Source organism: Methyloceanibacter superfactus (genome assembly GCF_001723305.1).
Taxonomy (GTDB): Bacteria; Pseudomonadota; Alphaproteobacteria; order Rhizobiales; family Methyloligellaceae; genus Methyloceanibacter; species Methyloceanibacter superfactus.
Genome location: NZ_LPWF01000029.1, coordinates 92,372 through 113,074, shown reverse-complemented (window position 1 = coordinate 113,074; position 20,703 = coordinate 92,372). Strand labels below are relative to the sequence as shown.

Genomic DNA, 20,703 nt, shown 5'->3' with positions numbered 1-20,703 from the left:
TATCCCAGAAGAGGGCCCCATGCTCAAAGGTTTTGAAGAGTTCCAGAAAGTAGGCAAAGACGGTTTCGATGCCTATGTCCGTTCATTCGGTGAGATGAACAAGGGTTTCCAGGCCATTGCCGCTGAGATGACCGACTATTCCAAGAAGGCGTTCGAGGACTCCACTCGCGCTTTCGAGCAGCTCGTCGGCGCCAAGTCTGTCGAGCAGGCTATCGAGATTCAGTCTCAGTTCGCCAAGAAGGCCTATGACACCTACATGGCCGAGATGTCCAAGATCGGCGAGATGTATGTCGGCCTGGCCAAGGATGCCTACAAGCCGGTCGAGGCTGCCATGACCAAGAAGGCTGCGTAGCGAATCGCGCTCCACCTTTTCCCAAATGAAAAGACCCGGGGTTCGCGCCCCGGGTCTTTTTTTTTGCCGTTTTCCTGTCGGCAACTCCCTCTATGCTAGCCTGAGGCAACCGGTCAGTTTGCCGGGACTCGTCCGATGACGTTAAGATGCATCCAGCATGGGTTTTCTTTGAACGAGCGAATAGCGCTCCCTTGGCAGATGGCACACGCGACGCCACATAGAGGCTGACGATGGCGCGAAACGGCGACAATCGCCGGGACGACGACACCGGCACCCATATCGTCACCAAGACGCGGCCGAAGACCAAACGGCCAAGCCTCTACAAGGTGATGCTCCTCAACGACGACTACACGCCGATGGATTTCGTCGTGTATGTGCTTGAGCGGTTTTTCAACAAGCCTCCGGAGGAGGCGACCCGGATCATGCTCCACGTGCATCAAAAGGGCGTGGGTATCTGCGGGGTCTACACTTACGAGGTGGCCGAGACTAAGGTAGCGCAGGTGACGAGTTTCGCCCGTCAACACGAGCACCCGCTGCAGTGTACGATGGAGAAAGAGTAGGAATCAGTGGCTTCGTTTTCGACCAGTCTTGAGCAGGCTTTGAGGCGCGCTCTGCAGTATGCAAACGAGCGCAGCCACGAATACGCCACCCTGGAGCATCTGCTGCTGTCGTTGGTGGACGACCGCGACGCCGCCGCGGTCATGCGTGCCTGCGACGTCGACCTCGACCTGCTGCGTGACAAGCTGACCGGCTATCTCGACAACGAGCTTTCGGGCCTGGTGCTCGACACCCACGGCGATGCCCAGCCGACGGCGGGCTTCCAGCGGGTGATCCACCGCGCCGTGGCGCATGTGCAGTCCTCCGGCCGCGAGGAGGTGACGGGAGCCAACGTGCTCGTCGCCATCTTCGCCGAGCGGGAGAGCCATGCCGCGTTCTTCCTGCAAGAGCAGCACATGACCCGCTTCGACGCGGTCAACTATATTAGCCACGGCATCGCCAAGCGGGGCGGGGCGTCGGAGCCGCGCACCGTGCGGGGCGTCGACGACGACGCGGCCACGGTCGAAGGCGGGGATGAGAAGAAGCGCGGCGCCGATGCGCTCGAGGTCTATTGCATCAACCTGAATCAGAAGGCGCGGTCGGGCCGCATCGACCCGCTGATCGGGCGCGGGCCCGAGATCCAGCGCACCATCCAGGTGCTGTGCCGCCGGCAGAAGAACAACCCGCTCTTCGTGGGCGATCCCGGCGTGGGCAAGACGGCCATCGCCGAGGGCTTGGCGCGGCGCATCGTCATGGGCGATGTGCCGGAGGTCCTGATGGACGCCACCATCTTCCAGCTCGACATGGGCGCGTTGCTCGCCGGCACCCGCTATCGCGGCGATTTCGAGGAGCGGCTGAAGGCGGTGATGCGCGAGATCGAGAACTATCCCGGCGCCATCATGTTCATCGACGAGATCCACACGGTGATCGGGGCTGGGGCCACCTCCGGCGGCGCATGGGATGCATCCAACCTCCTGAAGCCGGCGCTTCAGTCGGGCACGCTGCGCTGCATCGGCTCGACGACCTACAAGGAATACCGCCAGCATTTCGAGAAGGACCGGGCGCTCGTCCGGCGCTTCCAGAAGATCGACGTCAACGAGCCGTCGGTGCCGGACGCCATCGAGATTCTGAAGGGGCTGAAGCCCTATTTCGAGGACTTCCACCGCGTCCGCTATACGAACCAGGCGATCAAATCCGCGGTGGAGCTGTCGGCGAAATACATCCACGACCGCAAGCTGCCGGATAAGGCGATCGACGTCATCGACGAGAGCGGCGCCTCGCAGATGCTCGTCCCTGAGCGTCAGCGGCGCAAGACCATCGGCGTCAAGGAGGTGGAGTCGACCATCGCCACCATGGCGCGGATTCCGCCCAAGACGATCTCCAAGACCGACGCCGAGGTGCTGCGCGGCATCGATGAGGATCTGAAGCGCGTGGTGTTCGGCCAGGACAAGGCCATTGAGGCGCTGGGCGCGGCGATCAAGCTGTCGCGTGCGGGCCTTCGCGAGCCGGGCAAGCCGATCGGCAACTACATGTTCTCAGGCCCCACGGGCGTGGGTAAGACTGAGGTCGCCCGCCAGCTCGCGACGCTGCTCGGCGTCGAGCTGCTGCGCTTCGACATGAGCGAGTACATGGAGCGCCATACCGTGTCGCGCCTGATCGGTGCGCCTCCCGGCTATGTGGGCTTCGACCAGGGCGGCCTGCTGACCGACGGCGTCGACCAGCACCCGCATTGCGTGCTGCTGCTGGACGAGATCGAGAAGGCGCATCCGGACCTGTTCAACATCCTGTTGCAGGTGATGGATCACGGCAAGCTCACCGACCACAACGGCAAGCATGTCGACTTCCAGAACGTGATCCTGATCATGACCACGAATGCCGGCGCTTCCGACATGGCGAAGGCCGCCATCGGCTTCAACCGGTCCAAGCGCGAGGGCGACGACGAGGAGGCGATAAACCGCCTGTTCTCGCCGGAGTTCCGCAACCGGCTCGACGCGATCATCCCGTTCGGCGCGCTGCCGCCGGCAGTCATCTCGCAGGTGGTGGAGAAGTTCGTATTCCAGCTGGAGGCCCAGCTCAGCGACCGCAACATCACCATCGAGCTGACGCCGGAGCCAAATGAATGGCTGGCCGAGAAGGGCTACGACGACAAGTTCGGCGCCCGTCCGCTCGCCCGCGTGATCCAGGAGCACATCAAGAAGCCGCTGGCCGAGGAGATCCTGTTCGGCGCGCTGAAGGATGGCGGCACCGTGCGCGTGGTGGTCGAGGAGAAGGACGGCGAGAAGGGGCTTGGCTTCGAGTACATCAAGGCCGACGCGCCGATCAAGCCGCGCGATCCGGAGGACGACGAGTCCGAGGGGACCGAGACCTCGGCTAAGGCGGCGAAGCCGCGCGCCAAGAAGACCCGCAAGCCGCGCGGCGGCTCCAAGCCCAGCCCGAGCGCCGTGCCGAAAGTCCCTCTCGGCGAGGACTAGGCGCTCAGCACCTTCCGGATATTCTCCGCCGTCATGGCTAACTCGGCTGGATCGGCCATGTCGCCCGCATGCGGCTTCAGGGCGACTCCTTCCTTGACCGGCACGATGTGGACGTGGAGGTGGAACACGGTCTGTCCGGCCGCCGCTCCATTGAACTGCTGGATGAGCACGCCGTCGGCACCGACCGCCTGCTTGATCTTCGGTGAGAGCTTCTGCACGACAGCCATGAGCTTGGCGAGCCCTTTGGGCGAGACCGCGAACAGGTCCGCCGCTGGCTCCTTGGTGATGACCAGCGCGTGGCCTTCGGTGCGCGGCATGATGTCGAGGAAGGCGAGGGTGTCGTCGTCCTCGTAGATCTTGTGGCAGGGGATTTCGCCCTTCAGCATCTTGGCGAAGATGTTGCCCGGATCGTATGCCGCCATCGTGTTCCTCCGCTTCCCGCCGTTCGGCTTCCCGCATTTTTCGGAATCATTTCGATTCCTTAGACGCGTGCGGTCAACCGGATAATGAGGATGCGTGCCGGTCGCCGCCGTGTGCCTCATTCCGCCCATTGATTCCTGTCAATGCTAGGCGGCTACCGCTAGGGTAGCTAAGAGAAGGGAAAACAAAGAAATTTCCTAGACCCCGCATCCAAGGAGGAGCGCAACCCATGTCCATGCTCAAAGTGATCGAAGTTCTGGCCGAGTCCGACAAGAGCTGGGAAGACGCCGCGCAATATGCGGTGAACAAAGCCAATGACAGCGTGCGCAATGTGCGTTCGATCTACATCAAGAATTTCGAGGCCCAGGTCGAGAAGGGCAAGATCAAGAAGTACCGCATCAACGCCAAGATCTCGTTCGTTCTCGACGGCTAGCCGCCTCGCGACGCCTTAGGCTTTGTCCCGGCGATAGGGCGACTCCTCGGTGAGGAGCGCCGCTTCGTGGCTGACGGCCAGCCGCTCGCGCGCCAGATAGTCGGCGACGGCGCGCCGCAGGCCGGGATCGGCGATGTAATGGGCGCTGTAGGTCTCGGCCGGCAGGTAGCCGCGTGCGAGCTTGTGGCCGCCTTGCGCCGCGGCCTCGACGCGGGCGAGGCCGTGCCGGATGGCATAGTCGATGGCCTGGTAGTAGCAGACCTCGAAATGCAGGAAGTCGTGTGTCTCGACCGCGCCCCAATAGCGACCGTAGAGCGTGTCGGCGCCGATGACGTTCAGCGCGCCGGCGATGTAACGGCCGCCCCGTTTGGCCAGCACCAGCAGGAGCGCGTCGGCCATGCTCTGCCCCAGCAGGCTGAAGCATTGGCGCGTCAGGTAGGGCGTCCCCCATTTGCGGAGGCCGGTATCCGTGTAGAAGGCGAAGAACGCGTCCCAGTGCGCCTCGGTGAGGTCGCTCCCCGTCACCCATTCGATTTCGATATCGTCATCGAGCGCCGCGCGTCGCTCTTTGCGGATGGTCTTGCGCTTGCGCGATGAGAGCGCGCCGAGAAAGTCGTCGAAGGTCTCGTAGCCTTCGTTGAGCCAGTGGAACTGTTGGTCGGTGCGGCGCAAATAGCCGAGCCGGCCGGCCAGCTCCCACTCGGCACGCGTCATGAAGGTGATGTGAAGCGAGGAGACGCCGAGCTCCTTGGTCAGCGTCCGTCCAGCTTCGAGCAGGACCGCGTCACGCTCGATGGGGCTTGCGCCGGCACGCACCAGCAGTCTGGGCCCGGTCACCGGCGTGAACGGCACCGAGGCCTGGAGCTTCGGGTAGTAGCGCCCGCCGGCGCGCATATAGGCCTCGGCCCAACCATGATCGAAGACATACTCGCCTTGGCTGTGGCTTTTCAGATAGCAGGGCATGCAGGCCTGCAAGCGGCCGCTGCGATCCTCGTAGAGGAGATGCTGCGGCAGCCAGCCGGTCTCGCGCGTAGCCGAGCCGCTCTCCTCCAGGGCTTTCAGAAATGCGTGTGAAACGAATGGGTTAGGCTTGCGTGTTGACGTTTTGATCCCGACCCGCCGGCGCGCAGCGTCCCAGTCGCTCGCGGGCACGTCGGCGATACGGCGGGAGACGCGCACCACCACGCCTTCATCGGCGTCCAGCTGCGGCGCGTCTGCCGGGTCTCTCTCCACGTCGCCCATGCTCAGGGCTCGATCCCTTCGAAAATCATGGCGTCGGCATAACGAAGCGCACGCGCGCGATCGGCTTCGGTCCGTACGGTCCAGGTCAGCAGCGGCAGCCCGAACATGTACTTGGCAATGAGCGGCGCGACCGCCGGCAGCGCACCGATATCGTAAGCGATGAAGTGGGGCCGTGCGAAGGCGGATGTGAGGAGATGCCGCATGGCGAAGCGCTGGGGATGCGAGAGGTCCGCCCAGTGATCGGCGGCGGCGAAGCGGCAGCCGATCAGGCCGCGGGGCAGGGCGGGAGCCACCTCCCGGAAGGCAGCCACCGAATAAGGATCGAACGACATGACGGCGATTGGTCCGTCATAAGATGCGAGCTGCCCGGCGATGTTCGCCTCGAACTCGCCGTCACGGGTCCAGGTGCTCTTCACCTCGAGCACGAGCGGCACATAACCGCCCACCAGCGCCAGCAGGTCGGGAAGCGAAAGAATGCGGTTGGTCGTGCCGCGTAAGGGGATGGCGCGCAGCGCCTCGACCTCGCGGTCGGCGACCGCGCCGGTCTCGCCGGTGAGGCGGTCGAGGGTGGCGTCGTGAAACACGACCGGCATGCGGCCGGCGGCGCATTGCAGGTCGACCTCGATGGCATAGCCGTGCCCAAGAGCGGCCGTGACCGCGGCGGCGCTGTTCTCGATGACGCCGCTCGCGGCGTGGTGCAGACCGCGATGGGCGATCGGCCGTTTCAGCCAGTAGAGCTCGGCCATAATGCGGGGTCCCCGTTGGGGAGTTAGTCTATGGCAAAAACCGCATCGATCTCGACGGCTGCGTTCAAGGGTAGGCTGGCGCAGCCGACGGCGATGCGGGTATGGCGTCCCTTATCGCCCAGGATCTCCACCATGAGATCGGACGCGCCGTTGATCACCTTGGGATGATCGCCGAAACCAGGTGTGGCGCTGACGAAGCCGTTGAGGCGGAGAAGCTGCACGATGCGGTCGAGATCGCCGAGCGCCGCCTTGGCCTGGGCGAGGATGTTCAGGGCGCAGAGCTTGGCGGCCTCCTGGCCTTGCGCCACATCGACGCCGTCGCCAAGGGTGCCGGCAACCGCGATGGCGCCGTCTTTCATGGGCAACTGCCCGGAAATGAGGAGCTGGCCGCCAAAATGGACAAAGGGGACATAGGTGCCGATGGCGGCTTTGGCCTCGGGCAAAACGAGGTCGAGCGCCTTAAGTCTTGCTTCTATCTGCCCTGCCATGCTTCCTCTCACGGGTCGAAGGTCTCCCGACCATTGAGCAAATCGGGCGGGCTCGCAAGCCTTAGCTTGCCGCTCATCAGGCTCTTGTCGGGCGCGCGAGTTGGTGCCAAGAATCTAGGGTTCCACCGTGACCTACGGCGGGAGACGCAGAAGCGGGGCGAAGAGCATGCTGGCTGTGAAACGGACACTGGCGCTGGTGGCGGCCCTCGCGGCGGCTGGTGGGCTGGCTTGCGCGTTTCCGCAACAAGCGTCCGCGCTCGCGGCCAAGGCGCCGAGCAAGCTCGTTCCGCATCGCGCCATCTATGAGATGACGCTGGACGGCGCGCGCTCCGCGTCCGGCATCACCGGGATCGACGGGCGCATGGTGTTCGAATTCACCGGCTCGCCTTGCGACGGCTACTCGCTCAACATGCGCATGGTCACGCAGATGACCGACACGCAAGGCCAGACGAACTTGACGGATCTGCGCTCCTCGACTTGGGAGCAGGGCGACGGCAAGAAGTTCCGCTTCCAGTCGGCGCAGTATCTGAACGACAAGCTTGGCGACGTCACCATGGGGCGCGCGGTCCGCGCGGATCCCAGCGAGACCGTGAAGGTCAATCTCAGCCAGCCGTCGCGCGCCGAGCTCGATCTGTCGGGCCAGGTCTTCTTTCCTACCCAGCACAGCATCGCGTTGATCGAAAAAGCCGTCTCCGGGCAGTCCTTGTTCCAAGCCCGGATCTACGACGGCTCGGAGAAGGGGCGGAAGGTTTACGAGACGACGGCGTTTATCGGCACGGTCGTCAAGCCGGGCGCCGACGAGACGAAGCTCGAAGCGCCGGCCAAGGAGAAGAAGCTCGGTGAGCTTCCCTCATGGCCCGTGTCGATCGGCTATTTCGAGCCGAAGAACGGTGACCTCACGCCGAGCTATCAGATCGATTTCCGTCTCTATGAGAACGGCGTCAGCCGCGAACTGTTGATCGACTACGGCGACTTCTCGATCCAGGGCACGCTCACCTCGCTCGAATATCTTCAGGCCAAAGATTGCCGTTAGGCACCCTAGGTTGCATGGCAATTGGCGCGCGCGCGGGGGTTGATAGCCCGCGCAGCGGCTTCGGCGCGTCCCAGAATGACAAAGCCAAGGTTTTCGGCCCGTTTTGCCGGGCCTCTAAAGGGTTTGGTTACAGGTTGGCGGCGACACTCCGCGCAACACGGGGGACGGACTTCAATGTTCTGGAAGGTCAGGTCGGCTCCAGCTGCCATGGCACAATATGACCAGATCGCCGATCATGGACGGACCGAATCGCCGGGGCCGATGCCAATGACCAAGACTGTCTTGATTGTCGAGGACAACGAGCTGAACATGAAGCTCTTCCACGACCTCCTCGACGCCCATGGCTACAAGACGCTCCAGACCCGTAACGGCATGGAGGCGCTTGAGCTCGCGCGCGAGCACCGCCCCGATCTCATTCTTATGGATATCCAGTTGCCCGAGGTCTCCGGCCTCGAAGTGACGAAGTGGCTCAAGGAAGACGATCACCTGCGGGAGATTCCCGTGGTGGCCGTCACGGCCTTCGCCATGAAGGGCGACGAGGAACGCATTCGCGAAGGCGGTTGCGAGGCCTACATCTCGAAGCCCATCTCCGTGGCGATGTTCCTCGAAACGGTCAGGCAGTTCATTGGTGAAGCACGGTAGGGATAAATGACGGCGCGCGTCTCGTAGTCGACGATGTCGACGCCAATGTAAAACTGCTCGAAGCCCGGCTCACCGCCGAGTATTTCGAGGTGCGCACCGCCCATAGCGGCCCGGAAGCGCTGCAGATCTGCACGCGCGAGGGAACGGATGTCGTCCTACTCGACGTGATGATGCCCGGCATGGACGGCTTCGAGGTCTGCCGCCGGCTCAAGGCCGAACCCCGCACGCAGCATATCCCCGTCATCATGGTGACGGCGCTGGACCAACCCACCGACCGCGTGAAGGGGCTCGAAGCCGGCGCCGACGATTTCCTGACGAAACCGGTCGACGATCTCGCACTCGTCACCCGGGTCAAGAATCTGGCACGGCTCAAGCTGCTCACCGACGAGATGCTGATGCGTGCCTCGACCGAGGAGCAGATGGGATTCGCCGCGGTCATGGGCGCGCGGCTCGAGGAAGCCGGACGCGGCGGCCGCGTGATGCTGGTCGAGGACCGCGAGCGCGCGGCCGAGCGCATCATGAAGGCGCTCGAGGAAGAGCAATATGTGGAGCGCGAGGCCGATCCGGCGCGCGCTTTGCTGGAAGTGCCAGACGGCAATTTCGACCTCATGATCGTCAGTCTCAATCTGGAGAATGCCGACGGCTTGAGGCTCTGCTCGCAAATGCGGTCGCTCGACCGGACCCGGCATTTGCCCATCATGATCGTCGTCGAGCCGGGGGAGGAGGCACGCCTGCTTCGCGGACTCGATATGGGCGTGAACGACTATATCGTGCGGCCGGTCGATCCGAACGAGCTGCTGTCGCGCGTGCGCACGCAGATCAAGCGCAAGCGGTATACGGACCACTTGCGCACGCGACTCGAAGAGACCGTCGAGATGGCGATCCTCGATCCGCTGACGGCGCTCCATAATCGGCGCTACATGGCCAGTCACTTGAAGACCTTATTCGAGGAGTCGGCTCAGCGCGGCAAGCCGCTTTCGGTCCTCGTGCTCGACATCGACCACTTCAAGGTGATCAACGACAGTCACGGCCATGACGCGGGGGATTCAGTTCTGCGCGAATTCGCCGCGCGCTTGCGGCGCAATATTCGGGGGATCGATCTTGCCTGCCGGCTCGGGGGCGAGGAGTTCGTCGTCGTGATGCCGGATACGGATCTCGCCAAGGCCTATGTGGTTGGCGAGCGGCTCAGACAATGCATTGCCACCGCGCCGTTCTTCGCCGGTGAGCGGATTGGCGGTCTCGATGTCACCGCAAGCGTGGGTGTCGCCGCACTGGAATTCCCGGACGATACCCCCGACCTCATTCTGAAGCGGGCGGACCAGGCGCTTTACTGCGCCAAGCGTGACGGACGAAACCGGGTCGTCGCCGACGCGGCGTAGCGGACCCATCAGTGGTGCCGGCGCCCCGATGCGGCCGGGCGGGCGAATCACTTTTGCGCCCAATTGTCTCCGATCTCGCCCGAGGCCAGTCGGCTTGCTGATTTGCCACTTGACCTTGGAACTGAGGCCTTATGCTTAAGGCTTTACACTCGCTCATTTTTTGTCATATTAAGTACAAGGAGACGATTGATTTCGTTCCTCTGTCGATTGTTTTTATGATTTGACTTAGTTCAGACTGAATTGGTGCGGAGCGAGAAATGGCTAGGGGGCTAGCGCGGAGAACCGGCGCGCCTTCCTGAACGTTTCCTTCCAAACCTCAGAATAACCCTACGGAGTGCTCAGGTCCGCCGCATCTCCTGGGTCCGTGGGGTTCGGCTGGCCGGAACGCGGTTGAGTGGCCTCCTCGTAAGCGCCGCGTTTCGGCCGGCCACCCTTATTCGCCGGTCTACTGGCTTCTTCTCGAAAATTTGGGGTTCTTCGCCGCGTTTCTCGCGACGAGGGGCGGCTGCCCATGCGGCAGGCAGTGGTGCGCGCCGGGCGGACCATTGGCGTGGCTTGCCGAGACCTGCCCCTGGGCAGGGCCAAGTCTATCGGCGCGCCAAAGGCCTTATTTGATCTTGGCTTCCTTGAATTCTACGTGCTTGCGCGCGACCGGATCGTACTTCTTGAAGATGAGCTTTTCGGTCTGATTGCGCGGATTCTTCTTGGTCACGTAGTAATAGCCCGTGCCGGCGCTGCTCACGAGCTTGATCTTCTGGGTGACGGGCTTGGCCATGTCGTCCTCGGGTAATCGCTATAACGGATTTTCGGCGGAACCTAATAGGTCGCGGCTGGAAGTCAAGACGAGGGTGGGGCGAACTGGTCGCCGAGCTCCTCTTTGGCCTCGGGATCGAAGCCATGCATCAGAAGGGCCCATTGCAGGCCGACCAGCGCTCCCTTGACCGGCGCCAGCACAACGAGCGCCAGAAGGACGGTCAGGGGCAGCCATAGCGCCGCATGAAGCCACATGGGCGGGCGGTAGGCCATCTCCACGGCCAGAACCAGGCTGACCACCACATGGCCGACAATGACGATGGTGAAATAGGTCGGCGCGTCGTCGCGGTGATGATGCAATGCCTCGCCACAATGGGGGCAGTCATCCGACACCTTCAGATAGCGGTGGAACATGGCGCCCGTGCCGCAGGCCGGGCATTTGAGCCGGGCACCCGGAACAGCGATTGCCAGACGTCGCGGGGCCCGTCGATCGGCCGTTATGCTGGTGCGGCCGCGCGGGCTCAACTGACTTCTGCATTCCGTCATCCCTTCATGGCAGCGCTATCGCCGATCACCGGCGCTTGCGGGGGGCCCGGCCCTTGCCCTTGGTTTTCGGGCGTCCCTTTGCTTGCGGACGGCCCTTTGTCTGTGGGCGGCCCTGAAAGCCCGTGTTTCTCGGGCGGCCAGGCTTGATACCGATCTTGCGCCCTTCGCTCAACATGTCAAAGCGTAGCGCCCCCGCAGTCGGGATCGCCTCCACCAGCCGGACGTCCACGGGGTCGCCGAGCTGATAGGCAAGCCCGGTATCCTCGCCCACCAGCGCCTGCCTGACCTCGTCATGGTAGAAATATTCGTGGCCGATGCCTGAGGCGGGCACGAACCCGTCCGCGCCCGTCTCGGCCAGACGTACGAACAGGCCCGTCCGCACCAGGCCTGAGACGCGGGCCGGGAACTGCGCGCCGATCCGGGTCGCCAGATAGGCGGCGATGAGGCGGTCGGTGGTATCGCGTTCGGCCGCCATGGCCCGGCGCTCGGTGGCGGAAATAGCGGTGGCGATTTCCTCCAGCTCGCCGATCTCGGTGTCGGTCAAGCCGCCGGCGCCCAGATCGAGGGCCCGGATCAGCGCGCGATGCACGATGAGGTCCGCATAGCGGCGGATCGGCGAGGTGAAATGGGCGTAGCGGCGCAGGTTGAGCCCGAAGTGGCCGAAATTGTTCGGGCTGTATTCCGCTTGCGACTGACTTCGCAGCACCACCTCGGCGACGAGATCGGCCGTGGGCGTCGCCCGCGTTTCCGCCAGGATGCGATTGAACTGGGCCGGCCTCAGCGTGCCCGCCTTGGGGAGCTTGAGGCCGATCGTGGCCAGGAACTCAGCCAGTGAAGCGAGCTTCTCTTTCGACGGCTCGTCATGGACGCGGTAGATCAGCGGCGTGCGCTTGGCCTCCCAGGTCTCGGCGGCGGCCACGTTGGCGGCGATCATGAACTCCTCGATCAGCCGATGGGCATCGAGGCGCGGCGGGGTGGTCACGCCGCGGACCTTGCCTTTGTCGTCGAGCAGGATCTTGCGCTCCGGCAGATCGAGATCGAGCGGCCCACGCTCGGTTCGCGCCAGCACGAGGCTCGCATAGGCGCCCCAGAGCGGTCGCAGAACGGTGTCGAACAGGGGGCCTGTCGTCTCGTCCGTGCGGCCGTCGATGGCGGCTTGCGCCTGCTCGTAGCTGAGGCTCGCGGCGGAGCGCATCAGCCCGCGGACGAAGCGATGCCTTAGCTTCCGCCCGTCCTTGTCGAAGGTCATGCGGACGGCGAGGCAAGGGCGCGCCACGTCCTCTTTCAGCGAGCAGAGGTCGTTGGAGATGCGCTCGGGCAGCATCGGCACGACGCGATCGGGAAAATAGACGGAGTTTCCTCGTTTGCGCGCTTCCTCATCGAGTGGGCTGCCCGGCGTGACGTAGTGGGAGACATCGGCGATGGCGACGATGACGACCCAGCCGCCCCGGTTCTTCGGATCGGGATCGGCTTCCGCCCACACCGCGTCGTCATGGTCGCGCGCGTCGGACGGGTCGATGGTGACCAAGGGGATATCCCGTAAGTCCTCGCGGCGGCCGAGCTCGGGCTCCTTGGCGGCGTCGGCCGCGGCGATCACCGCCGTCGGAAATGTGTCGGGAATGCCGTGGGCATGAATAGCGATGAGGCTCGTGGCCTGCTGCGCTTCCGGGTTACCGAGCCGTTCGACGACGCGGGCGGTCGGGATGCCGTAGCGCGCCGAGCGCGCCATCTCGAAGCGCACGAGCTCGCCGTTCTCCGCATCGCCGGTCGAGCCGCGCGGCACCGTCCATTCTTTCAGCTGCTTCTTGTCGACGGGTCGATGACGCCGCGGCCGTCCTTCAGCGCGCGGAAGATGCCGAGCAGGCTGCGCGTGGTCCGCGGCAGACGTTTGATGGTGCGTGCCTGGTAGGGATAGTCGGCGTCGGCGCCGAGCGCGGTGAGGCGCCGCCAGCACCCGATCGCCGATGCCCGCCGCCGCAACAGCCCCATCGCGCTTGCTCTCGACCATGAGAATGCGGGGTGGTGTGCCGTGCTCCTCGTCCCACGTCGCCGGCCTGGCGATGAATTCGCCGTCCGCGTCGCGGGCCGTGATCTCCAGCACGGTGACCGGCGGCAGGTCGCCGGGCCGCGACAGCTTCCGCTGGAGCCTTCGATGAGCCTTCATCGGCCTGTCGCGCAAGAGCGCCTTGAGCGCAATGCGCTCGGCGCCCTTGATGCCGAAGGCGCGGGCGATCTCGCGCTTGCCGGCCTGCGCGGTCGACTCTTTCAAGAAGTCGAGGATCTCTTGCTTGGACGGAAGCTTGCCCGCGGCCTTGCTCCCGCTCTTGGCGGGCGCCGCCTTCTTTTTGGGGGCAGGCTGTTTCGGTCTGGCCACGTGCGCCGCTTAGCTCGCCGCCTCCTCGGCGGCCTCCTTGCTCTTGCCGGCTTTGCCGGTCTTGCGCACGGCCTTCTTCGCCGTCCTCTTAGCCGCGGTCTTCTTGGCTGGCGCCTTCTTCGCCACCTTCTTCTTGGCCGGCCCCTTGGCGGCCCTGGCGGCGATCAGTTCCACTGCCTCTTCCATGGTGACCTGTTCGGGCTCGCGGTCCTTGGGCAGGGTGGCATTGATCTTGGCGTGCTTCACATAGGGCCCGTAGCGGCCGCTCAGCACTTGCACCTTGCCGCCGCCTTCCGGGTGCTCGCCGAGTTCCTTGATAACGGTGGCGCCGCGCGGGCTCCGGTTCGCGGCCTTCTCGGCCAGGAGGCTGATGGCGCGATTGGCGCCGACCTCGAAAACCTCCTCGGGCGTGCTCAGGCTCGCATATTTCCCGTCATGGAGGACATAGGGCCCATAGCGGCCGTAGCCGGCCAAGATCGGCTTGCCGGTCTCGGGATGGATGCCCACCTCGCGCGGCAGAGACAAGAGCTGTAGCGCGCGCGACAGATCGATGGCGTCGGGATCGTTGCCTTTGGGGATCGACCCGCGCTTGGGCTTCTCGCCGTCAACGGCCTCGCCGAGCTGAACGTAAGGCCCGAAGCGGCCGGTGCGGACACTCACCTCGAGGCCTGTGTCGGGATCGGTGCCGAGGACCTTGCCGTCGGCGAGAGCGGCCTTGTCGCCGGTTTCGGCGAGCTGCCGCGTATAGCGGCAATCGGGATAGTTGGAGCAGCCGACGAAGGCGCCGAACTTGCCAACCTTGAGGCTCAAGCGGCCTTCGCCGCAGGACGGGCATGCCCTGGTGTCGCCGCCTTGGCCCGTGTCGGGGAAGATATGGGGCCCGAGCAGATCGTTGAGCGCGTCGAGCACCTGGGTGATGCGGAGATCGCCGATCTCGTTCACCGCGCCGATGAAGTCGCGCCAGAAGTCGCGCAGCACGTCCTTCCATTCGAGCTCGCCCGCGGAGATCAGATCGAGCTTCTCCTCGAGGTCGGCCGTGAAATCATATTCGACGTAACGCTTGAAGAAGCTTTCGAGGAAGGCGGTGACCAGGCGTCCCTTGTCTTCCGGATAGAGCCGCTTCTTGTCGATGCGGACATAATCGCGCTCGCGGAGCACGTTGAGGGTCGTGGCGTAGGTGGACGGCCGGCCGATGCCGAGCTCTTCCATCTTCTTGATGAGCGTCGCCTCGCTGTAGCGCGGCGGCGGCTCGGTGAAGTGCTGCTTGGCTTCGATGGTACGCGGATCGAGTGCGTCGCCTTGGGACAAGGCGGGCAGGGCGCCATCCTCGCCAACGACGTCGTCGACGCCTTCCTCGTAGATCTTGAGGAAGCCGTCGAAGCGGATGACCGACCCGGTGGCGCGGACGCCGTAAGGTTTGCCGTCCTTGCCGGCGACATCAATATCGGCGGAGGTGCGCTCGATCTCCGCGCTCGAGGCTTGGCTTGCGAGGGTGCGCTGCCAGATAAGCTTGTAAAGCTTGGCGGCGTCCGGCTCGAGATAGCGGCTGACCTTCTCGGGCGCCTTGCTGAAATCCGTGGGCCTGATTGCCTCATGGGCTTCTTGCGCGTTCTTGGCCTTCGCCTCGTATTGGCGCGGCGAGGGTGGCACGTAGCGGTTGCCGTAAAGGCCGGTGACCAGATTGCGGATCGCGCTCACGGCTTCGGGCACGATTTGCACGCCGTCGGTTCGCATATAGGTGATGAGACCTTCGGCCTCGCCGCCGAGATCGACGCCCTCATAGAGCCGCTGCGCGAGCTGCATGGTCTGGCGCGGCGAGAAGCCGAGTTTGCGCGACGCCTCTTGCTGGAGCGTCGAGGTGGTGAAGGGCGCAGCCGGATTGCGGCGCTGCGATTTGCTCTCGATGTTGCCGACGGTGAAGCGGCCGCCTTCGAGCGCGGCTTTGAGCCGCTCGGCGGTCTCTTGGTCGGGGATGTCGAACTTCTCGAGCTTCTTGTCTTCGGCCGAGACAAGTCTGCCTGGAAGGTCTCGGCCTTGCCGGTCGCGAGCTCGGCGATGATCGACCAATATTCCTGAGTCTTGAATTTCTCGATCTCGAGCTCGCGGTCGCACACGAGCCTGAGCGCCACCGACTGCACCCGGCCGGCGGAGCGGGCGCCCGGCAGCTTGCGCCACAGCACGGGCGACAGGGTGAAGCCGACGAGATAGTCCAACGCCCGGCGTGCGAGATACGCGTTGACCAGTGGTCCGTCGATCTCGCGGGGATGGCGCATGGCCTCGAGCACCGCTTCCTTGGTGACGGCATTGAACACCACGCGCTCGACGGGGATCTTGCCGAGCACCTTCTTGCGGTCGAGCACTTGCAGCACATGCCAGGAGATAGCTTCACCCTCGCGGTCCGGGTCGGTGGCGAGGATCAGCTTGTCGGCGCCCTTCACGGCCTGAGCGATCTCGCTCAGACGCTTGGCGGCTTTTGGGTCGACATCCCACAGCATCTCGAAGTCGTTGTCCGGCAGGACCGAGCCGTTCTTCGAGGGCAGGTCGCGCACGTGTCCATAGGATGCGAACACACGGTATCCGGACCCGAGATACTTGTTGACGGTCTTTGCCTTGGCTGGCGATTCGACGATGACGATGTTCATTGAGACTTCCTAGCCGCGCGAAATAGCGTCCGGCTCAGGGTTGGGTTCGGAATCGACCCTTGTACGCGCCGAAAATGGTGACTCGAACCGCCGCTGTCAAATTCAGCGAACGGACGATTGACAACTTCTAGCTGTGTATACTAACTAATAACAACTATAGGATGTTAAACTGAAGTGTGCTCTTGATGCGGCAACTGCCGCCGAATACAGCGATTCGGGGGTCGGCGATGGGGGCCAATGAGCACGAAGCAAGGCGAAATGGAATGGCAGGGTCCAACGCCCAGCCTCCGGAAAGCGCGGACCAGCTCGGCGGGGCATCCGCACCAAAGCGCCAGGAGGCGGCGGAATATATCGCGTCGTTGCTCGAAGGCTTGCGCCTCGTGGCGCATCGCGCCCAGTTGCCGTTCCTGGGTTATCTAATCGGTGTCGCCCTGGAAGAGGCCAAGGACGAAAAGTCGGAGCGCGACTGAGGCGTCACGATCCGGTCAGCGAGACGAGCTGCTGTCCATGGCGTTGCAGCCTGCCGGCCAGGTCGAGTTCCAACAGGATGATATGCACCTTTCGTGTCTCGACGCCGGTGGCCCGGATCAACTCGTCGATATCGACGGGAGACGGCCCGAGGGCGCCGATCACGATGCTGCGCTCGGTCGGCTCGACATCGGGAAGAGGGGCGGGTGTCTCCTGCGCGTCCGAAGACGAGAGCTCGATGGCTGGTGGGGCCGGGGCGCGTCCCAGGATCGGGGCCAGGGTTTCGACGATGTCGGCCGTGCTGGTGACCAGCGTCGCGCCTTGCTTCAACAGGTTGTTGGTGCCGGTTGCCCGCGGGTCGAGCGGACTTCCCGGTACGGCGAAGACTTCGCGTCCTTGTTCGCCGGCGAGCCGGGCGGTGATCAGCGAGCCGGAGCGCTCCGCGGCCTCGACCACGACGACGCCCAGGGAGATGCCGGAGATCAGCCGATTGCGGCGTGGGAAGTCCTTGCCGCGCGGTGAGAAACCGGGAGCACGTTCGCTGACGAGGAGACCTTGCTCGCCGATCGCCTGCTGCAAACCGTTCATTCTCCGGCGGATAGATGATGTCGATGCCGCCGCGACCACGGCAATGGTGCCGTGATCGAGCGCTGCGGTGTGCGCGGCAGTGTCGATGCCGCGGGCGAGCCCCGAGGCGACGACGAAACCCTCGAGGCCGAGCTCGTTGGCGATCTGGCGGGTGAATTTCTGACCGACGGCAGAGCCGTTGCGCGCGCCGACGATGGCGACGATCGGCATGTCCGCAAGATCGAGACGGCCTTTCACGTATATGAGCGGCGGCGGGGCATCGACCTGCGCCAGCGCCGGCGAGTAGCCGGGCTCGCCGAGCGCCACGAGATGCGCACCGATCCGATCCGCCGCATCGATCTCCGCCTCGGCTTCCGCCGCGCTGCATAGACGGATGGCTTGCGCGCGGCCACCACGTCTGGAAAGCGCCGGCAGGGCCTCGATGGCGGCTTCCGCGCCGCCGAATTGGTTGACCAGGGCGCGGAACGTGGCTGGGCCGACATTCTCGCTGCGAATTAGCCTCAGCCAAGCGAGGCGCTGACGGGCGTTGAGGCGCGCGCCGGCTCTAGCTTCCTTGCTTGCTCTGACCAATGCGCGTCTCCTGGCCCTTCATCAGCCGCTCGATATTCGCGGCATGGCGGACATAAAGAAGGATGGTGAGCACGAAGAACAGCGCCGCGAGCCACCATCTGCCGGTGACGGCGAACGCACAAACCGTGGCGGCGCTCGCCACCAGTGCCGAGAGGGAAGAATAGCGGGTGGTGACGGCGACCAGGAGCCAAACCACGCAGAAGGCGACCGCGGCCGGCCAATACAGGCCGAGCGCCACGCCGATAAAGGTGGCCACGCCCTTGCCGCCGCGAAAGCCGAGCCAGACCGGAAAGAGATGACCGAGGAATGCCCCGAGCCCTGCGGCGACCGCGGCCGCGGGGCCAAATTGCGCGCCGATCAAAACGGCGGCGGTGCCCTTCAGCACGTCGAGCAACAGGGTGAGCGCGGCCAGAGGCTTATTGCCGGTGCGCAGGACGTTGGTCGCACCGATATTGCCGGAGCCAATCTTGCGAACGTCGCCGCCGCCGGAGAGCTTGGTAAGGATCAGGCCGAACGGAATCGAGCCGAGCAGATAGCCGACGACAAAGCTGAAGAGGCATAATCCCAGCATGAACGGGAGAACGGCGCTCCAGTCCTCGGAAGCGGGCATCGATCATCCCCTTTCAATGCCGCGAGGCTGTTCAACCGTAGTGATAGACGGGACGTCCGGCAACGAATGTGACGAGCGCCCGGCCCTCGAGGCGCGCTCCGTCGAAAGGCGTGTTCTTGGATTTCGAGCAAAGCCGCTCGGGCTCGACCGTCCAGGGCATTTCGAGATCCATGAGGACGAGGTCGGCGGCGCGCCCTTGGACAAGCGGCCACTGCCGAGATCGAGGAGCTGGGCCGGGTTGGCGGACAGCGCCTCGAGCAAGCGGTGCAAGGTGACCTCGCCGTTGTGATAGAGGCGCAAGGCGGCGCCCAGTAGCGTCTCCAGGCCCCCCGCGCACTCGGCGGCCTCGGCGAAGGGGCGGCGCTTTCCTTCGGCGCCGCGCGGATCGTGGGCGGAGACGATCACGTCGATGTCGCCGCTCGCCACGCCCTCCACCATGGCGCGCCGGTCTGTCTTCGGCGCGCAGCGCGGCTTCATCTTAAAGAAGGTACGGTAGGAGCCGATGTCGTTCTCGTTCAGCGTGAGGTGATTGACGGACACGCCGCAGGTGACGGGCAGGCCGCGCGCCTTGGCGGCGCGGATGACATCGAGCGAGGCGCGGCGGAAATCTGGCCGGCGTGGTAGCGGCCGCCCGTCAGCTCGACGAGACGAATGTCGCGCTCCAGCACGATGGTCTCGGCCGCGGTCGGGATGCCGCGCAAGCCCAGCCGGGTCGCCACCTCACCCTCGTTCATCACGCCGTCCTGGGTGAGGGGCGCATCCTCCAGGTGGTGGACGATCAGCGCGCCGTAATCCCTGGCGTAAGCCAGCACGTTGCGCATGACGCGCGCATTGGCGACGGATGTCTTGCCGTTGGTGAAGGCAATGGCGCCCGCCTCCTTAAGGAGACCGATCTCCGCCATCTCCTCGCCGCGCAAATCGCGCGTCATGGCCGCCATGGGATGGACATGCACGAGGGCGGTGTCGCGGGCGCGGCGCAAGATAAAGTCGACCAGCGCCACGTCGTCGATGACGGGCTCGGTGTTGGGCATACATAAGATAGTGGTGCGCCGCCGGCCGCGGCGGCGCGGCTCGCCGTCGCCAGCGTCTCGCGGTGCTCGTGGCCGGGCTCGCCGGCGAACACCATCATGTCGATGAGCCCGGGCGCCACGGTACGGCCACCACAATCGAGAGACTCGGCGCCCTCGACCGAGCCTTCGGTGATGTGCATGCCGAGATCGGCGATGACGCCGTCGGCGATCAGCAGGCCGCCGAAGGCATCGAGGCCGGTCGCCGGATCGATCAGCCGCGCGTGACGAGGCTGAGCGGTCGGTGCGGGTTGCGATGATCGTGGTCGTGGGTTTGCATGGCGATCATTCGTTCGGCAGGTGGCGGGCAAGCGCCTGGAGCACGGCCATGCGGACGGCGACGCCCATCTCGACCTGCTCGCGGATGACGCTGCGCGGATCGTCGGCCACGTTGGAGTCGATCTCCACGCCCCGGTTTGGGGCCGGGATGCATGATGAGGCGTCCGGCTTGGCGCGGGCGAGCTTGTCGTAATCGAGCCCGAAGAAGTGGAAATATTCCCGGGTGCTGGGGATCAGGCTCGACACCATGCGCTCGCGCTGCAGGCGCAGCATCATGACCACGTCCGCATCGGCCAGCCCCTCGCGCATGGAGGTGAAGACCTCGACCCCGAGGCGCTCGATGCCGGCGCCGAGCAGGGTGGAGGGGGCGATGACGCGCACCCGGGCGCCGAGCGTGTTGAGGAGGAGGATGTTTGAGCGCGCGACCCGTGAGTGCAGGATGTCGCCGCAGATCGCCACGATCAGCCCTTGGAGCCGGTCCTTGTGGCGGCGGATGGTCAGCGCGTCGAGCAGGGCTTGGGTGGGATGCTCGTGGCTGCCGTCGCCGGCATTGATCACCGAGCAATCCACCTTCTGGGAGAGCAGCTCGACCGCGCCGGCGGCATGATGGCGCACCACCAGGAGATCCGGACGCATCGCATTCAGCGTGACCGCCGTGTCGATCAGGGTCTCCCCCTTTTGGATGGAGGAGGTGGGGATCGACATATTCATCACGTCGGCGCCGAGCCGTTTTCCGGCCAGCTCGAACGAGCTTTGGGTCCGGGTGGACGCCTCGAAGAACAGATTGATCAGGGTGCGGCCGCGGAGATCGTCACGCTTTTTATGGATTTGGCGGCCGAGCTTGGCGGCGTCTTCGGACAGGTCGAGCAGCGCCGTGATCTCGGAGCGCGAAAGACCCTCGATTCCAAGAAGATGGCGGTGAGGAAAGGAGGATGTGGAAGCTTCTGCCGCAATGCTCATTAAAGGGCACTGTATAAGCCTGCGCGATCCAAGCATCAAGCGCGGGCACGGATTTAAGGTAAGCCGTTCCTAACGGCACTGACGCAGGCGGGAAGGTTTGCCC

17 protein-coding genes and 2 pseudogenes are annotated in these 20,703 nt (G+C 64.6%); 8 read left to right on the top strand and 11 right to left on the bottom strand.

The features are described 5' to 3' along the window. The first annotated feature begins 19 nt into the window (after nt 1–19). The 3 genes from AUC69_RS12085 (at nt 20) to clpA (ending at nt 3,360) form a co-directional block, all read left to right on the top strand. The gene (locus AUC69_RS12085) at nt 20–352 is read left to right on the top strand and encodes a phasin family protein (RefSeq protein ID WP_069442369.1); all 333 of its coding nucleotides are present in this window, start codon (nt 20–22) and stop codon (nt 350–352) included. Between the two features lie 230 nt (nt 353–582). Further along, the gene (clpS, locus tag AUC69_RS12080) at nt 583–912 is read left to right on the top strand and encodes an ATP-dependent Clp protease adapter ClpS (RefSeq protein WP_069442368.1); all 330 of its coding nucleotides are present in this window, start codon (nt 583–585) and stop codon (nt 910–912) included. Nucleotides 913–918: 6 nt separating this feature from the next. After that, a complete protein-coding gene (gene clpA, locus AUC69_RS12075) occupies nt 919–3,360 on the top strand; it encodes an ATP-dependent Clp protease ATP-binding subunit ClpA (RefSeq protein WP_069442367.1) in 2,442 nt (813 codons plus the stop codon). On the opposite strand, the gene AUC69_RS12070 is transcribed toward clpA, so the two are convergent. Beyond that, nucleotides 3,357–3,782 carry an HIT family protein gene (locus AUC69_RS12070; protein ID WP_069442407.1) on the bottom strand — a complete coding sequence of 142 codons (426 nt, stop codon included), beginning with the start codon at nt 3,780–3,782 and terminating at the stop codon, nt 3,357–3,359. The genes clpA and AUC69_RS12070 overlap by 4 nt on opposite strands. Before the next feature lie 227 nt (nt 3,783–4,009). Between AUC69_RS12070 and AUC69_RS12065 the strand changes: the two genes are divergently transcribed. Continuing rightward, nucleotides 4,010–4,213 (top strand): dodecin family protein, encoded by a 204-nt coding sequence (locus AUC69_RS12065; protein WP_069442366.1) that lies wholly within the window; start codon nt 4,010–4,012, stop codon nt 4,211–4,213. 15 nt (nt 4,214–4,228) lie between these two features. Here AUC69_RS12065 and AUC69_RS12060 read toward each other — a convergent pair whose 3' ends face one another. The 3 genes from AUC69_RS12060 to AUC69_RS12050 are packed head-to-tail and all read right to left on the bottom strand — an operon-like array spanning nt 4,229 to nt 6,689. Then, nucleotides 4,229–5,455 (bottom strand): GNAT family N-acetyltransferase, encoded by a 1,227-nt coding sequence (locus AUC69_RS12060; protein WP_083239392.1) that lies wholly within the window; start codon nt 5,453–5,455, stop codon nt 4,229–4,231. A gap of 2 nt (nt 5,456–5,457) precedes the next feature. Then, nucleotides 5,458–6,201 carry a glycerophosphodiester phosphodiesterase family protein gene (locus AUC69_RS12055; RefSeq protein ID WP_069442365.1) on the bottom strand — a complete coding sequence of 248 codons (744 nt, stop codon included), beginning with the start codon at nt 6,199–6,201 and terminating at the stop codon, nt 5,458–5,460. Nucleotides 6,202–6,224: 23 nt separating this feature from the next. Beyond that, nucleotides 6,225–6,689, bottom strand: coding sequence for a RidA family protein (locus AUC69_RS12050; protein ID WP_069442364.1), 465 nt, complete (start codon nt 6,687–6,689; stop codon nt 6,225–6,227). A 166-nt stretch (nt 6,690–6,855) separates the two neighbouring features. Between AUC69_RS12050 and AUC69_RS12045 the strand changes: the two genes are divergently transcribed. The 3 genes from AUC69_RS12045 to AUC69_RS12035 all read left to right on the top strand — a co-directional run bounded on the left by AUC69_RS12045 (nt 6,856) and on the right by AUC69_RS12035 (nt 9,743). Beyond that, a complete protein-coding gene (locus tag AUC69_RS12045) occupies nt 6,856–7,722 on the top strand; it encodes a cell envelope integrity EipB family protein (RefSeq protein ID WP_069442405.1) in 867 nt (288 codons plus the stop codon). Nucleotides 7,723–7,989: 267 nt separating this feature from the next. Next, nucleotides 7,990–8,364 (top strand): response regulator, encoded by a 375-nt coding sequence (locus AUC69_RS12040; RefSeq protein ID WP_069442404.1) that lies wholly within the window; start codon nt 7,990–7,992, stop codon nt 8,362–8,364. Nucleotides 8,365–8,366: 2 nt separating this feature from the next. Then, nucleotides 8,367–9,743, top strand: a complete 1,377-nt coding sequence (locus tag AUC69_RS12035; RefSeq protein WP_069442363.1) for a PleD family two-component system response regulator — start codon at nt 8,367–8,369, stop codon at nt 9,741–9,743. A 607-nt stretch (nt 9,744–10,350) separates the two neighbouring features. Here AUC69_RS12035 and rpmG read toward each other — a convergent pair. The 3 genes and pseudogenes from rpmG to topA all read right to left on the bottom strand — a co-directional run. Further along, entirely contained in the window at nt 10,351–10,518 is a 168-nt protein-coding gene (rpmG, locus tag AUC69_RS12030; RefSeq protein ID WP_069442362.1) for a 50S ribosomal protein L33, read from the bottom strand. A 62-nt stretch (nt 10,519–10,580) separates the two neighbouring features. Then, complete coding sequence (locus AUC69_RS12025) at nt 10,581–10,910, bottom strand: DUF983 domain-containing protein (protein ID WP_244500237.1); 330 nt, start codon at nt 10,908–10,910, stop codon at nt 10,581–10,583. 361 nt (nt 10,911–11,271) lie between these two features. Continuing rightward, nucleotides 11,272–16,058 (bottom strand): annotated as a pseudogene (gene topA / locus AUC69_RS18650) (type I DNA topoisomerase); the annotation flags it as partial. 263 nt (nt 16,059–16,321) lie between these two features. Here topA and AUC69_RS12010 point away from each other — a divergent pair. Then, a complete protein-coding gene (locus AUC69_RS12010; RefSeq protein ID WP_069442360.1) occupies nt 16,322–16,528 on the top strand; it encodes a hypothetical protein in 207 nt (68 codons plus the stop codon). A gap of 4 nt (nt 16,529–16,532) precedes the next feature. Here AUC69_RS12010 and dprA read toward each other — a convergent pair whose 3' ends face one another. The 4 genes and pseudogenes from dprA to AUC69_RS11990 all read right to left on the bottom strand — a co-directional run bounded on the left by dprA (nt 16,533) and on the right by AUC69_RS11990 (nt 20,600). Beyond that, the gene (dprA, locus tag AUC69_RS12005; RefSeq protein ID WP_069442359.1) at nt 16,533–17,684 is read right to left on the bottom strand and encodes a DNA-processing protein DprA; all 1,152 of its coding nucleotides are present in this window, start codon (nt 17,682–17,684) and stop codon (nt 16,533–16,535) included. Next, nucleotides 17,659–18,294, bottom strand: coding sequence for a glycerol-3-phosphate 1-O-acyltransferase PlsY (gene plsY, locus AUC69_RS12000; RefSeq protein WP_069442358.1), 636 nt, complete (start codon nt 18,292–18,294; stop codon nt 17,659–17,661). The genes dprA and plsY overlap by 26 nt, the downstream gene beginning before the upstream one ends. A gap of 31 nt (nt 18,295–18,325) precedes the next feature. Further along, nucleotides 18,326–19,579: pseudogene (gene pyrC / locus AUC69_RS11995) on the bottom strand (dihydroorotase). A 67-nt stretch (nt 19,580–19,646) separates the two neighbouring features. Further along, nucleotides 19,647–20,600, bottom strand: coding sequence for an aspartate carbamoyltransferase catalytic subunit (locus AUC69_RS11990; protein ID WP_069442357.1), 954 nt, complete (start codon nt 20,598–20,600; stop codon nt 19,647–19,649). Nucleotides 20,601–20,703: the final 103 nt, after the last annotated feature.